Origin of the sequence: Mannheimia haemolytica (assembly GCF_004342115.1) — a bacterium.
Lineage (GTDB): Bacteria > Pseudomonadota > Gammaproteobacteria > Enterobacterales > Pasteurellaceae > Mannheimia > Mannheimia haemolytica.
This window is the reverse complement of record NZ_SMAC01000009.1, coordinates 54,979-69,212: the sequence shown is the minus strand read 5'-3', so window position 1 is coordinate 69,212 and position 14,234 is coordinate 54,979. Positions and strand designations below refer to the sequence as shown.

Annotated in this window: 12 protein-coding genes; 3 read left to right on the top strand and 9 right to left on the bottom strand. The window is 42.5% G+C overall.

Going from position 1 to position 14,234, the window contains the following annotated elements; all coding sequences use genetic code 11:
* The first annotated feature begins 2 nt into the window (after window positions 1-2).
* From fucO to EDC41_RS04575, 3 genes are all read left to right on the top strand, one after another.
* Window positions 3-1,154 carry a lactaldehyde reductase gene (fucO, locus tag EDC41_RS04585; protein WP_115262463.1) on the top strand — a complete coding sequence of 384 codons (1,152 nt, stop codon included), beginning with the start codon at window positions 3-5 and terminating at the stop codon, window positions 1,152-1,154.
* A 266-nt stretch (window positions 1,155-1,420) separates the two neighbouring features.
* Window positions 1,421-2,866, top strand: a complete 1,446-nt coding sequence (gene aldA, locus EDC41_RS04580; protein ID WP_115262464.1) for an aldehyde dehydrogenase — start codon at window positions 1,421-1,423, stop codon at window positions 2,864-2,866.
* A gap of 255 nt (window positions 2,867-3,121) precedes the next feature.
* Window positions 3,122-3,769, top strand: a complete 648-nt coding sequence (locus EDC41_RS04575; RefSeq protein ID WP_006249399.1) for a YagU family protein — start codon at window positions 3,122-3,124, stop codon at window positions 3,767-3,769.
* A gap of 132 nt (window positions 3,770-3,901) precedes the next feature.
* On the opposite strand, the gene trkA is transcribed toward EDC41_RS04575, so the two are convergent.
* From trkA to pdxH, 9 genes are all read right to left on the bottom strand, one after another.
* A complete protein-coding gene (gene trkA / locus EDC41_RS04570; protein ID WP_006251373.1) occupies window positions 3,902-5,278 on the bottom strand; it encodes a Trk system potassium transporter TrkA in 1,377 nt (458 codons plus the stop codon).
* Window positions 5,278-6,624 (bottom strand): 16S rRNA (cytosine(967)-C(5))-methyltransferase RsmB, encoded by a 1,347-nt coding sequence (gene rsmB / locus EDC41_RS04565; RefSeq protein ID WP_006249396.1) that lies wholly within the window; start codon window positions 6,622-6,624, stop codon window positions 5,278-5,280. The genes trkA and rsmB overlap by 1 nt, the downstream gene beginning before the upstream one ends.
* A 36-nt stretch (window positions 6,625-6,660) precedes the next feature.
* Window positions 6,661-7,086, bottom strand: coding sequence for a universal stress protein (locus tag EDC41_RS04560; protein WP_006249395.1), 426 nt, complete (start codon window positions 7,084-7,086; stop codon window positions 6,661-6,663).
* A 92-nt stretch (window positions 7,087-7,178) separates the two neighbouring features.
* A complete protein-coding gene (locus EDC41_RS04555) occupies window positions 7,179-9,827 on the bottom strand; it encodes a TRAP transporter permease (RefSeq protein WP_006249394.1) in 2,649 nt (882 codons plus the stop codon).
* 201 nt (window positions 9,828-10,028) lie between these two features.
* Window positions 10,029-10,991 (bottom strand): TAXI family TRAP transporter solute-binding subunit, encoded by a 963-nt coding sequence (locus EDC41_RS04550; RefSeq protein ID WP_006249392.1) that lies wholly within the window; start codon window positions 10,989-10,991, stop codon window positions 10,029-10,031.
* 183 nt (window positions 10,992-11,174) lie between these two features.
* Window positions 11,175-13,022, bottom strand: a complete 1,848-nt coding sequence (gene selB / locus EDC41_RS04545) for a selenocysteine-specific translation elongation factor (RefSeq protein ID WP_006249391.1) — start codon at window positions 13,020-13,022, stop codon at window positions 11,175-11,177.
* Between the two features lie 9 nt (window positions 13,023-13,031).
* Window positions 13,032-13,328 (bottom strand): type II toxin-antitoxin system RelE/ParE family toxin, encoded by a 297-nt coding sequence (locus EDC41_RS04540; protein ID WP_006251374.1) that lies wholly within the window; start codon window positions 13,326-13,328, stop codon window positions 13,032-13,034.
* A complete protein-coding gene (locus EDC41_RS13505) occupies window positions 13,325-13,501 on the bottom strand; it encodes a hypothetical protein (RefSeq protein ID WP_006249389.1) in 177 nt (58 codons plus the stop codon). Before EDC41_RS13505 ends, EDC41_RS04540 begins: the two co-directional genes overlap by 4 nt.
* Window positions 13,502-13,569: 68 nt before the next feature.
* Window positions 13,570-14,202, bottom strand: a complete 633-nt coding sequence (gene pdxH, locus EDC41_RS04535) for a pyridoxamine 5'-phosphate oxidase (protein ID WP_006251375.1) — start codon at window positions 14,200-14,202, stop codon at window positions 13,570-13,572.
* Window positions 14,203-14,234 lie beyond the last annotated feature (32 nt).

The following is a 14,234-nucleotide window of genomic DNA, read 5'->3' as shown; positions in this document are numbered from 1 at the left end:
GTATGGCAAATCGTCTTATCCTCAATGAAACCAGTTACCACGGCAAAGGAGCAATCCAAAATATTGTTCACGAAGTGACCAGCCGGAGTTTCAAAAAAGCCCTTGTGGTAACAGACAAAGACCTGATCAAATTTAACGTTGCCCAAAAAGTCACCGCCTTGCTTGATGCCGCAGGCTTGCCTTATGAGATTTTCGATGAGGTCAAAGCCAACCCGGCAGTCGATGTGATCAAAGCGGGGGTCGCAAAATTCAAAGCCTCCAGTGCCGATTATTTAATTGCGATTGGTGGCGGCTCACCGATTGATAGTGCCAAAGCGATTGGTATTATCATCAATAACCCTGAGTTTAGCGATGTACTTTCATTGGAAGGTGTCGCCCCAACCCACCAAAAATGTGTGCCGATTATCGCCATTCCAACTACCGCAGGTACAGCCGCAGAAGTCACGATTAACTATGTCATTACCGATGAAGCGAAAAAACGCAAATTTGTGTGCGTGGACGTTCACGATGTGCCGGCAGTGGCGTTAGTCGATCCAGATATGATGGAATCTATGCCGAAAAGCTTGGCTGCCGCAACCGGTATGGACGCTCTCACCCACGCCATTGAAGGCTACATTACCAAAGCGGCGTGGGAATTAACCGATGCTCTACACCTTAAAGCGATTGAGCTGATCGGCCGTTCATTGCGTGGTGCAGTGGAGAAAAATCCGAAAGATGTCGAGGCAATGGCATTGGGACAATATGTGGCTGGAATGGGCTTCTCCAACGTTGGGCTTGGCGCGGTTCACAGTATGGCACACCCGCTTTCTGCCTATTACGACACCCCACACGGCATTGCCAACGCAGTATTACTGCCGTATGTGATGGAATTTAATAAAAATTACACCGGCGAAAAATACCGTGAAATTGCCCGAGCAATGGGGGTAAAAGGCGTAGATGAAATGAGCCAAGAAGAGTACCGCAACGCCGCCATTGCTGCCGCACAACAGCTTTCACAAGATGTCGGCATTCCGCCAAAACTGCATCAAATCGGCGTTAAAGAAGCCGATTTAGCGGCATTATCGGTCGATGCCTTTAATGATGTCTGCACCGGTGGCAACCCGAGAGATTATACGGCTGAGGAGCTGTTGGAGGTATATCGGATCGCATACTAAGTTCTATCTTTGTTAAATAGACAAGCGGTGATTTTTTAATAAAAATTTGCAATTTCTGTTAAAAAAATACTGATAGTCATAATGCCCGATTTTTCATTTTTATGGAAAAATCGGGCATTTTTGTTGCTTGTTTATCGCCAAGAAATGTGATTTTGTTCACATTTATATCTATAAATTAACAAAAATAAAACAATTTGTTTGCAAAGGCGGTTCAGTTACCGAATGATAGTCATCAACTTCCACTGTGGATAAAAAAGGAGCAACTCATGGTGAAACAATATAAAATGTATATTAATGGTGAATTTGTGCCTGCGTTAGATGGTCGCACTTTAGAAGTCTATAACCCTGCCACCGAAAAAGCTATCTCCGAAGTCCCTCGTGGCGGGGCTGATGATGCCAAAATCGCTATCGATGCTGCTGAAGCCGCCCAAGAAGCTTGGGAACGTTTACCCGCCATTGAACGAGGAAAATATTTACGTCAAATTGCTGTGGGGATTCGCGAGCGTGCCGATGAAATTGCTCGCACTATTTCCGAAGAAATGGGTAAAACTCTGTCTTTAGCAACCGTTGAGGTACATTTTACCGCTGACTACTTAGACTATATGGCAGAATGGGCGAGACGTTATGAAGGAGAAATTATCCAAAGTGATCGCCCAAATGAACATATTTTCCTATACAAAAAAGCGATTGGCGTCACCACCGGCATTTTGCCTTGGAATTTCCCGTTCTTCCTCATCGCCCGTAAAGCGGCTCCGGCATTAGTAACAGGCAATACTATTGTGATTAAACCGAGTGAGGATGCACCTAATAATGCGATTCTCTTTTCGGAAATCGTGCATCAAGTCGGTTTACCTAAGGGGGTATTTAATGTCGTCACCGGCTATGGCAATGAAGTCGGGCCGGAACTTTCAGGCAATGAAAAAATCGGTATGGTTTCCTTTACCGGTAGCCAGTTTGCCGGACAAAAAGTGATGGAAGCCGCCAGCAAGAATATCATTAAAGTCAATTTGGAATTGGGCGGAAAAGCACCGGCTATCGTATTAGACGATGCAGATCTTGAGCTTGCTGCTACCGCTGTAGTAAATTCTCGAATCATCAATTCAGGACAGGTTTGTAACTGTGCAGAACGCATTTATGTACAGAGTTCAATTAAAGAGCAATTTGTCCAAAAATTGGTAGAGAAAATGCAAGCGGTGAAATATGGTAATCCATTAGAACAACAAGACATTGATATGGGGCCGATGGTAAATGAAAAAGGCTTGCATAAAGTGCAGGAAATGGTGACACACGCACTGCATCAAGGAGGTAATCTGGTATTAGGTGGTAACGTGGTTGAAGGAACAGGCTACTACTTTGAGCCAACTATTATCGACAATGTAGATAACTCTATGGATATTATGCGTCACGAAATTTTTGGTCCGGTCATTCCGGTTGCGACATTTGATACCATTGATGAAGCGATTCGCTTAGCCAATGATTGTGAATATGGCTTAACCTCTTCGGTTTACACGCAAAATATCAATAAAGCGATGAAAGTAATTTCCCGCTTAAAATTCGGAGAAACTTATGTAAACCGTGAAAACTTTGAAGCAATGCAAGGCTACCACGCCGGTTGGCGTAAATCGGGTATTGGCGGTGCTGACGGTAAGCACGGCTTAGAGGAATACCTACAAACTCAGGTGGTTTATCTGCAATTTGATGATAAAGTATAGATTCTTCTAAAAACTCCCACTTATCAAAATAAGCGGGAGTTTTCTTTTAGGTTAACCTTGTATCAAAATTGCAAACAAAAATATTCTAATGTTAAGTAAATGTTTAATAATTATTTATGGTTAACTCTTTTTGGCTAATTAATTTGCAATTTAAATTAATTGAGTGCAGAATGCCATTAGCCTTTTTTGAAATCACATTCCATAAAATGGCTTGATTAACACAACACAATTATCACTCAAATTAGGATTTTCATTATGAGTATTTTCCAACAAACCAATCCAAACCGCCGTCGTTATGGGCTAGCTGTATTTATCGGGATTATTGCCGGTATTATTTCAGCATTCGTAAAATGGGGGGCAGAACATCCTTTCCCACCTCGTAGCCCTATCGATCTGTTTACCGCTGCTTGCCCGCAACCTGTGTTAGATGCAATGAATGCCGCAGCAGACCAAGTGGCTGCCAAAACCATCGCATTACAAGAATGTTCACGTGCATTTTTAAACCCACCACACGTTTTCTTACGTGATTATATTGGTATCGATCCAACTGAAGCAGCATTTACCTTTGCTGACCACGCGTTCAACTGGATTGGTGTCACCCATATGATTTTCTCGTTAGTCTTTGCGATTGGTTACTGCATTGTGGCGGAAATCTTCCCAAAAATTAAATTCTGGCAAGGTATCGGTGCCGGTATCATCGCTAATATTTGTGTTCACTACATCACCTTCCCGGCATTAGGTTTAACACCACCGGTTGCTGAATGGCCGTTATATGAACACATTTCTGAATTAGTTGGTCATATTTTCTGGTTCTGGACCATTGAGGTGATTCGTCGCGATTTACGTAACCGTATTACGCGTGAACCTGATGCCGAAGTGCCGTTAGATCAACCGTTCCGTTAATTTAAAATTAGCTCGATTTATACAAAAGCCGCAATCACGTTGCGGCTTTCTTATTTTACAAGCGGTCAAATTTTCATGAAAATTTACCAAACAAAAAGCACATTGTTTCATGTAGCAATGCGGAGCTTGGCTTTATAAGAAAAATACACCAAGTTGGAACAGTTTTTCAATTTCATCGATCTGTTTCTTATCGTTCACAAAAATAATCACACGGTCATTTTCTGCAATCATGGTGGATTTGTGGGCGATAATAACTTCTTCGCCTCGCACCACCGCCCCAACAATTGCCCCTTGCGGTAGTTTTAATTCACGGATTTGTCGTCCAACCACTTTTGAAGTGGTTGCATCGCCGTGAGCGATAATTTCTACCGCTCCTGCAACCCCAAGTTTGAGTGAAGAAACTTGTAAAATATCGCCTTTTCTAACGTAACTAGCGAGAGCAGAAATAGTAGCTTGTTGTGGGGAAATGGCAATATCAATAGTGCCACCTTGAATCAGGTGTAAATAGGCAGGGCGTTGCACTAAAATAATCACTTTTTTCGCCCCAAGCCGTTTTGCCAGCAGGGCGGACATAATATTCGCTTCATCATCACTGGTGACGGCAAGGAATAAATCAATATTCTCAATATGCTCCTCAAACAGCAACTCTTCATCGGAGGCATCACCGGTAAGCACCATCGTTTTAGATAGTTTTTCTGCTAATTTTTCGGCTCGAACCGGATTGCGTTCGATAATTTTTACCCGATACTGATCTTCTAAATCCCGAGCTAACGAAGAGCCGATGCTCCCTCCACCGACAATCATAATCCGCTTATGTGGGCGATCAAGCCGTTGTAGTTCACTCATTACTGCTCGAATATGTTGGGTTGCACAGATGAAAAAGACTTCATCACCTGCCTCAATAATAGTTGAACCTTGTGGCACAATCGCTTTGTCTTGGCGGAAAATTGCCACGACCCGAGCATCAATATGCGGTAAATGATCACGCAGGGCTGAAATCGGGTAACCGACCAAAGGCCCACCGTAATAGGCTTTTACATTCACGATACTGACTAACTCATCAGCAAAATGAGTAATTTGCAACGCCCCCGGATAGTGAATAAGGCGTAAAATATCTTCTTTGACTAAAATTTCAGGGGCAATAATATGGTCAATAGGCAATACATCATCATTAAACAACCGCTCTCGTTCTCTCACATAATCAGCACTGCAAATACGGGCAATTTTGGTCGGCACATTAAATAAAGTGTAAGCAATTTGGCAAGCGATCATATTCACTTCATCACTATTAGTTACAGCAACTAATAGATCAGCATCACCTGCACCGGCATCACGCAAGGTTTGAGGTGAAGCATATTCGCCCCGAATCACCTGTAAATCGTGTTTATCTTTGAGCTTGTCTAAACGAGTTGGGTCATTATCCACCAAGACAATATCATTGTCTTCACTCACCAAATTTTCTGCCAGCGTAGAACCAACTTGTCCTGCCCCTAAAATAATTACTTTCATTACTCTGCCACTTTTTGTAGTTTTGCGTAGAAGAAACCATCACCACCGTTTGGTTGTGGGAAGAACTGTTTTTCTAACACTTTTTCGCCGTTAAAATCGATTTCAAGTTGTTTTGCATTCGGTGTATCTTGTAAAAACCGTTGAATTTGCTCGCTATTTTCTTGCGGTAACACCGAGCAAGTGGCATATAACAAAATGCCGTTTGGCTTTAACCTTTGCCATAACGCCTTGAGAATCTCACCCTGTAATGTGGCTAATTCTGCAATATCACCCTCTTTACGCAACCATTTAATATCAGGGTGGCGGCGAATGACTCCGGTTGCGGAACAAGGGGCATCAAGTAAAATGCGGTCAAACAGCACACCCTCTTCAAGCCATTCCTCAGGTTTGGAAGCATCGCCACAAATTACCTGTGCAATCTGCCCCAGTCGGACTAAGTTTTCACGCACTCGGCTTAAACGGCTCTCTTCAATATCCAACGCCATAACCTTTGCTTTCGGTGCTTTTTCTAAAATATGGGTAGTTTTGCCACCCGGTGCGGCACAGGCATCTAAAACGGTTTCACCATTTTCTGCCCCGAGCAACTCCGCTGACCATTGTGCGTGAGCATCTTGCACGGTTGCCCAACCTTGCTCGAAATGTGGCAGTTGGTTCACATTTACCGCTCTCTCCAGCAATAAAGCACACTTTGGCACGCAAGCGGTCGGATTTTCTGAATTTTTTGCAAATTCAGGCTCAACCAGCTCGCTAATCAACGCCGCATAATCATTGGTCTTGATATGTTGTTGATTGACTCGAATCCACATTGGTGGGCGTTGGTTGTTTGCTTCAACAATTTCTCGCCAGTTCGGATAGGCTTTTTTAAGTTTATTGACCAACCATTCAGGGTGGAGCGTTTGCCAATGTTTATCTACCTTCGCTAAGATTTCTTCTTGCTCTCGCAGAAAACGGCGTAGCACACCGTTAGTCAAGGCTCGGAAGCTATCCAGTTTTAGCGTTTTAGTTGCATTCACTACCTCATCAACCGCAGCGTGTGCCGGCACTCGCATATAAAGCAGTTGGTATAAACCCACTAACAGTAAGCAATGCACCAAACGGGTTTTGCCTTTCAGCGGTTTTTCAACTAATAATTTGATGATCGATTCCAAGCGAGGCAGCACACGGCACACTCCGAAGGTGATTTCTTGCACTAAGGGTAAATCTTTTGGTTCAAGCTGTTTTTGAGCGTCAGGAATCAAGGTGGAAAGTGATTTACCTTGATCTAACACCTGTAAAATAATGGTTGCACTTATTGCTCTAGAAGAAAGTGCTTTGAACGATTGTTTTTTCATAAATAAAAATGCCATTCCGACAGAATGGCACTATTGTAACTGAATGCGGGATTATCTTAAAACTAAAATTGGCTTGGTGGTGTTGCGAGCCACTTTAACCGTATTAGAGCTTAAGCCCTTCGCATTTGGTTTGCTGCTTGCCAGCATCATAATTAAATCCACCGACTTTTCATCGGCAATACGGCAAATTTCTTCATAAATCGTACCATACGCCACAATGTGCTGCACTTTTGAACCTTCAGGAAAATGGTTTTTGGTAAATTCGTGCAATTTTTGGTTTGCTTCAGCCACCACTTCTTTATCGAAATTTTTCGGCAAGAATGCAGAAATTAAGCTGTTATCCACCGGCTCAATAATAGACACAACCCGATAAACCGCATTCGGATTTTTTGCCGTCATTTGTAATGCCGTATCTACCACATATTTAGCACTTTTTAGGTCGGCTAAATCAATCGCAATAAGTAATTTGTTATACATATTTATTCCGTAGGGGCAGGTCCTGTGCCTGCCCGAATATTAACTAAAATAGCGGACGGGCACAGGACCCGTCCCTACATAGCATATAAATACTATGCAATAACACACTGTTTTTTCACTCTACGGCGTTGGTTTGCCACAATACCAAATACCAACAATAGAGCAGGAATGAAGATCCAATCTTTAGAAGGAGCATCTTGCGGTACGGCAATGTAGTGAATGGTTTGATCCCAGTTTAAGCCTGCTTTAGCTGCCGGAGAATCCATTTCTACCATATCAATCACCACTTTTGGTGTTTCTACGCCATCAACTTTGATTTTTTCATCGGTTTGAATTAGCGTTAAGCCTAAGTTTTTCAAACGCTCTTCGCCGGTTGCTCCTTCCGGTACAGGTAATTGAGCGTAGAACTCAATTTCTTTACCGTAAGGGTTTAATCCCTCTACTTTTAAAGTAACATTTTGACCTACTTTGCTTGCAAGCAACTGTTCTTCAAACTGCACCGGCTCGATATGACGTTCAGACGGATAAATTCTGTCCATAAAGAAGCCCGGACGGAACAAGGCGAAAGCGGCTACAACCAGCAACGCCGTTTCCCACCATTTGTTTTTAGTCACAATATATTGCATTGTAGCAGAGGTAAAGGCGAGAACCCCAACAGTTGCGGTAATAAACACAACCCAGCCGTGCCCCGGATAACGCAGATCAATTAATAATAAATCGGTATTAAAAATAAATAAGAACGGTAAAATGACGGTTCTTAAACTATATTTAAATGCCACCATACCGGTATTAATCGGGCTACCGCCTGAAATTGCTGCCGCAGCGAACGAGGCTAAACCAACAGGTGGAGTCACATCTGCCATAATCCCAAAATAGAATACGAATAAATGCACCGCAATCAACGGCACGATTAACCCGTTTTGACGACCGACTTCCATGATAACCGTTGCCATTAATGATGACACCACAATGTAGTTTGCAGTTGTCGGTAAGCCCATTCCCAAAATTAAGCTGAATACGGCTACCAAGATCAACATTAGCACAATGTTGCCCATTGATAGGAGTTCAATCACACTTGAAAGCTGAACCCCAAAGCCCGTTAGTGCCACAACGCCGACAATAATCCCTGCTGTTGCGGTAGCGAGGGCGATACCGGTCATATTACGACCGCCAGCCTCAAGGCTATCTACCACATCTCGAACACCTTGTTTGATAATCTCTTTGGTTACGCTCTCTTTACGGAAGAAATTCAGTAACGGGCGTTGGGTTAATTGAATAAAAATTAAGGTAATGGTTCCCCAGAATGCGGATAAGCCCGGCGAAAGCATTTCCACCATTAAGCACCAAAGTAGCACAACCACAGGAATAAGGTAATGTAAACCTGCATTTACGGTTGGTTTTCTTTTTGGTAGAGAAACAATTTCTGAGTTTGGATCGTCCGCTTCTAAATCAGGGTAGCTTGCCACACGGCGAATAGCCAGTAGATACCATAAGCCTAAGAAAGCACAGACAATCATAAACGCATAATCTTCTGCCACATCACGAATCCAACCTAAGCCGTAGTAAACGCCAATCGCTAATCCTACGATCACTAAAATTGAAGCTACGGTTCTTAGCAAGAAGACTAAAATCGGGCTTGGCTCTTCGGCTCTTGGTAAGCCTTGTAAATTCATCTTACAAGCTTCTAAATGCACGATATACACCAACGCAATATACGAAATTAACGCAGGTAAGAAGGCGTGAGTAATCAGCTGGCTATACGGCATATTCACATATTCGATCATCAAGAACGCTGCAGCCCCCATTACCGGTGGCATAATTTGACCGTTTACTGATGAGGCAACTTCCACCGCACCGGCTTTTTCTTTGGTAAAGCCGACCCGTTTCATCATTGGAATAGTGAATGTACCTGTCGTCACGACGTTTGCAATCGAAGAGCCTGAAATCAAGCCGGTTAAAGCGGAAGAAACCACCGCCGCTTTTGCCGGACCACCACGCAAATGCCCTAAATAGGCAAAGGCGGTTTTAATAAAGTAGTTACCTGCTCCTGCTTTATCGAGCAACGCCCCAAATAATACGAACAGGAACACATATTTGGTCGAAACCCCAAGGGCTACACCAAACACGCCTTCAGTGGTAATCCATTGTTGGTTGATAATTTGAGAAAGCGAACCTGAGCGGTGGCTTACAATCCAATCTGCCGGGAAATATTGCCCGAAGAAGTTATAGATCAGGAATACAATCGCAATAATCACAAGCGGTAAGCCAAGACTACGGCGGGTCGCTTCCAGCACCAATAAAATCCCTAAACAGCCGGCGATAATATCTTGCGTATTTGGCGCTCCAAAACGTTTCACCAAACCTTCATAGAAGAAAATATAATACAACGCTAACCCAGCTCCTACGATGGCAAACACCCAATCTATTTTAGGAATATGATGTTTAGGCGAGCTGGCAAAAGCAGGGTAAGATAGGAACGCCAAGAACATTGCAAAGGCTAAGTGGATAGAACGGGCTTTGGTGTCGTCCACCACCACATTCAAATTAATGCCTGCGTGAGTAAGCCATTCTTGGAATACAAACGGCAATGGAGAAGCATAATAAATTTGGAACACAGACCAAAGAATGGCGACATACACAATGGCTTTTTTCGCAAGACCGGACGGGGTTCGCCCCCCACTGTCATTGGAGGCAACCATATCTTGTAGGTCATCGTAATCAACCTTAGATTCAACTGACATAAAGACTCCTCAAAACGCAAGCGGTCATTTTCTTATTAAATTTTACAAATTTCCTCAAAAAACAACCGCTTGCTCGTGAAAACACTGTTGATAAGTTATCAATTAAAGGTGAAAATCGATAACTTATCAACAGTTTCAAAAAAGCAAAAAACCAGCACGCTAAAAAACGTGCTGATTGAATCAAATTACAGAAAGGAAATATTACTTAATCCAACCTTTCTCTTTATAGTAACGAATTGCACCTTCGTGTAACGGAGCAGAAAGGGCGTTTTTGATCATCTCTTCTTGTTTTAAGTGTTCAAACGCCGGATGTAAACGTTTGAAACGGTCGAAGTTATCAAATACCGCTTTGGTTACATTGTACACTTTATCTGCATCCACATCGGCAGAAGTCACTAACGTTGCATATACACCGAAGGTTTCTGTCGGCTCATCCGAACCTTTATATAAACCGCCCGGAATCGTAGCTTTGGCATAATATGAGTGATCTGCCACTAATTTATCAATTTCAGGGCCGGTTACCGGCACTAATTTCGCATCGCAAGAAGCGGCTGCTTCTTTTAACGCACCATTCGGGTGACCTACGTTATAAGTGATGGCATCTAAGTTGTTATCACACATTACAGATGCCATTTCTGCCGGTTTCAATTCAGAAGCCACTTTGAAATCTTTATCCGTCCAGCCTTTTGCCGCTAAAATCACGTTCATTGTTGCACGAGTACCGGAACCCGGGTCGCCCACGTTTACACGTTTTGCTTTTAAATCATCGAACGATTTAATGCCTGAATCGGTACGAGCCATTACTGTAAACGGTTCCGGGTGAAGCGAGAAAATGGCACGAATTTTATCGTTTTTCTTACCTTCAAATGAGCTTGAGCCGTTATAGGCGTGGTATTGCCAGTCTGATTGTGCAATCCCCATATCCATTTCTTTTGCTGCAATCGCATTTAAGTTTGCAACCGATGCCCCTGTTGAAGGAGCGTTACATTTTAAACCTGTTTTTGCTGAATCACGGTTTACTAATTGGCAAATAGATTGACCCACAACATAATAAACACCGGTTTGACCGCCTGTTCCGATAGTCACAAATGTTTCAGCCGCTTGAACAGATGCTGTTCCCATCACAAGGCTTGCAAGGAAAGAAAGTTTGACTAATTTTTTCATTTTTAACTCCTAAAATTAAGGATCAGAAAACAAAGATTTATTGTTTTGAGCCACTGCTCACACTACAAGAGATACAAAACTTCTTTGAGTTGCATTTGCCTCTTAGAGCTTGTTTTTAGCATAGATTTTATAATTAGTAAATTTATTTTTTCGCATAAAAAAATCTATGCCTAATGCCACAAGCTAAAATGTTTCACTATCTCTTAACAAATGCACATCGCCTTTTCGTCTTAAAAAACCGCTACGATCAAAATATTCAATTAATTGTACCGTCAATTTTCGCCCATACTGCAACTCATCTCGCAACTGGTTCACCGAAATGCTGCCGTTTTGGGCGATAAAATCTTTAATTAACGTTGCAAATTGCCCGATTTGTTCGCTTAATAAAAATCTATCTTTGACGATTGGGATTAAATAGCCCAATTTCCCGACTTTATACAGCAAATTCCGCATTTGGGTTTCATCAATCGAGAGCTGGCTTGCAATATCCCTCACCCAAAGAGCTTGATTGGTTGCCTCAAACAGCGGTCGAATTTGTTGCCAAATTTGCAATTCATCGGCGTTCAATTCGATTCGATGTTCCGGCAAATGTAACCAACCACGACTATTGACCAAGGCTTTTTGCTCCACCAAATCCTCAATAAATTGATTTGCCAAGTTTTCAGGCAAATCCAATAACGCTATGCGATATAAACGAGCTTTGGTCACGCCGATTTGATCTTGATGTTGCAGGTGGTATTCTGCCATTTTTTCCAACACCCGTTGCTGGGCTTGGGCTTTAAAATCCGAATTAAATAACCATTTAGACGAGACATCAAACCCCAGTTTTGCAATATCCTCTGCAAAACATTGCTCCGCCCATAACAGCAAGGATAAATCCATCGCTCTGTTTTGCAGATAGAGATCAAGGCGTGTCGCAAAGTCATTACAAGCGGTGGTTTTTGCTAAATTTTTTACCAAAGCTAAACGGGCTTCGGTACGTTTATGCCGTTTTGGTGAGTGAATTTCCAGCACCTCCGCTCCGGCTAACGTTAGGCTGTCATCACCGCTGCGGATGATCAACTTATCACCAACGGCAATATGAAGTGGTTCATCTAAAATCACTTCTGCAAAAAATTGCTGATTTTTGACCGCTTGTTGCCCCTCAAGCAAATTCAATTTGCCGGTAATGTGCGAAGCAAAATGGTAAAGATGCACAATGCTGTTTTCTTTGAAGGCTTGATTGGCAGTGAGTTGAACCGTAATGCGATCGGTGGCAAATTTCGGCTCAAGCTCGGTAATCCAATCGCCTCGCTTGATTTCCTCTTTTTCCACGTTAGCGATATTTAACGCCAAACGTTGCCCTGCCACTCCCGTTTCCGAAGGCGTATTTTGGGCGTGAATCGCTTTGACCCGCACTTTTTTACCATTCGACAAAAATAACTCAGAGCCAACGCTCACTTTTCCCGCCACCGTTGTGCCGGTAACGACCAACCCTGCTCCTTTCACATTAAACACACGGTCAATCGCATAACGGAACGGTTTATGGGTTTGGGTATGTTGTTGATTTAATTGAATTAAATGTGCTTTTAATTCTTCAATCCCTTGCTGCGTTTTTGCCGAAGTAACAAAGGTTTTTGCTTCCGCTAAAAACGGATAGCTTGTTTTCACTTGCTCAATTAAGTGGCTGATTTGAGTTTCTTCCGCCCGATCTGCCTTAGTAATCACAATCATAATATGCTGGAAATTCAGCAGGTGGAGAATATCCAAATGCTCTTCGGTTTGTGGCTTAATCCCTTCTTCGGCAGAAATCACCAACAGGGCGTGTTGAATGCCGCCAAGCCCTGCCAGCATATTAGATAAAAAACGCTGATGACCCGGCACATCAATAAACCCTAAAATATCGTTCTCAATCGGTAAATAGGCATAGCCCAAATCAATGGTTAGCCCACGTTTTTGTTCTTCGGGCAAATGGGCGGTGTTAGTGCCGGTTAAGGCTTGTAAAAGCGATGTTTTGCCGTGGTCAACGTGACCGGCGGTGCAGATGATCATTGATAGTCCTTATAAAAATGAGTAACTATTCTGGCGAGCAGATTTAAAATCTACAATATAGACATTTTCCTGACCAATCAGGAACTTTACTTGGTACTTACCGTTTAAAATGGGAATTTCTTTTTTCTTGCGAAGTCGATAAACATCGGCAGTAAAGGAAAGTTTATCCACTTCACTTTTTATTGCATCATAAAATTGTTCTGCAATAATCGGGTTTTGGGATTGTTGTAATATATAATCTGCTTGATAAAACAATTTTATTTCTGCTTTCTGTAGCCAAACAATATTGTAATCAAACTTCATCATTTTTCCGTGATTCCCAATTTTTTGCGTAAATCTTCCATCACCTGAGCGTGGGATTTAGTTTCAATTAAGCCATTTTCTAATTGATGTAATAAATCAAGTTCATCATTAGTATAAAAACTTTGTGGCTTATCTGTGCGTAATTTTGCTAAATCTTGTGCGAGTATGAGTTCCATATTTCCCCCTTACAAACTTAGATTATTCAATATTGTAACCTGATAAAACTAAAGTTCAAGGAGTGTATTTAAGGCGATAACCGCTCTTTTTTCCACTCATTATTTTCCAACCAGTAATGAATGCGGTCGTGTAGCCGGCTACTTCTGCCTTGCCAGAGTTCAATACTGTCGGGAATCAGAATATAGCCACCCCAATGCGGTGGGCGAGGCACTGAAAGTGGATATTTCAATGCAAATTGAGCTGATTTTAGCAACAAAGCCTTGTAGTTTTCGATAGGCTGACTCTGCTCGCTCGCCCAAGCCCCCAAACGGCTGGTGTAAGGACGAGAGTCAAAATAGGCATCGGATTCTGCCTCTGGAATTTTTGCTATTTTCCCTTCAATCCGCACTTGACGTTGTAATTCTGCCCAAAAGAAGGTTAAACATCCAAAAGGATTATCGGCAATTTCCCGCCCTTTACGGCTTTGATAATTGGTAAAGAACACAAAGCCTTGTGAATTTACCTCTTTCAACAGCACCATTCGGCTACTTGGTCGCCCGTTTGCTGCAACGGTAGCAATATTCATTGCTGTCGGCTCATTAACTTTGGCATTGATTGACTCACTCAACCATTGTTCAAATTGGGTGATTGGGTTTGAGTGACAATCTCGGATTGAAAGCACTTTTTTGGTGTAATCTTCTCGAATGTGGTGCAGATCCATAAGGATTCCTTTATCTTATTCTAAATAATCGG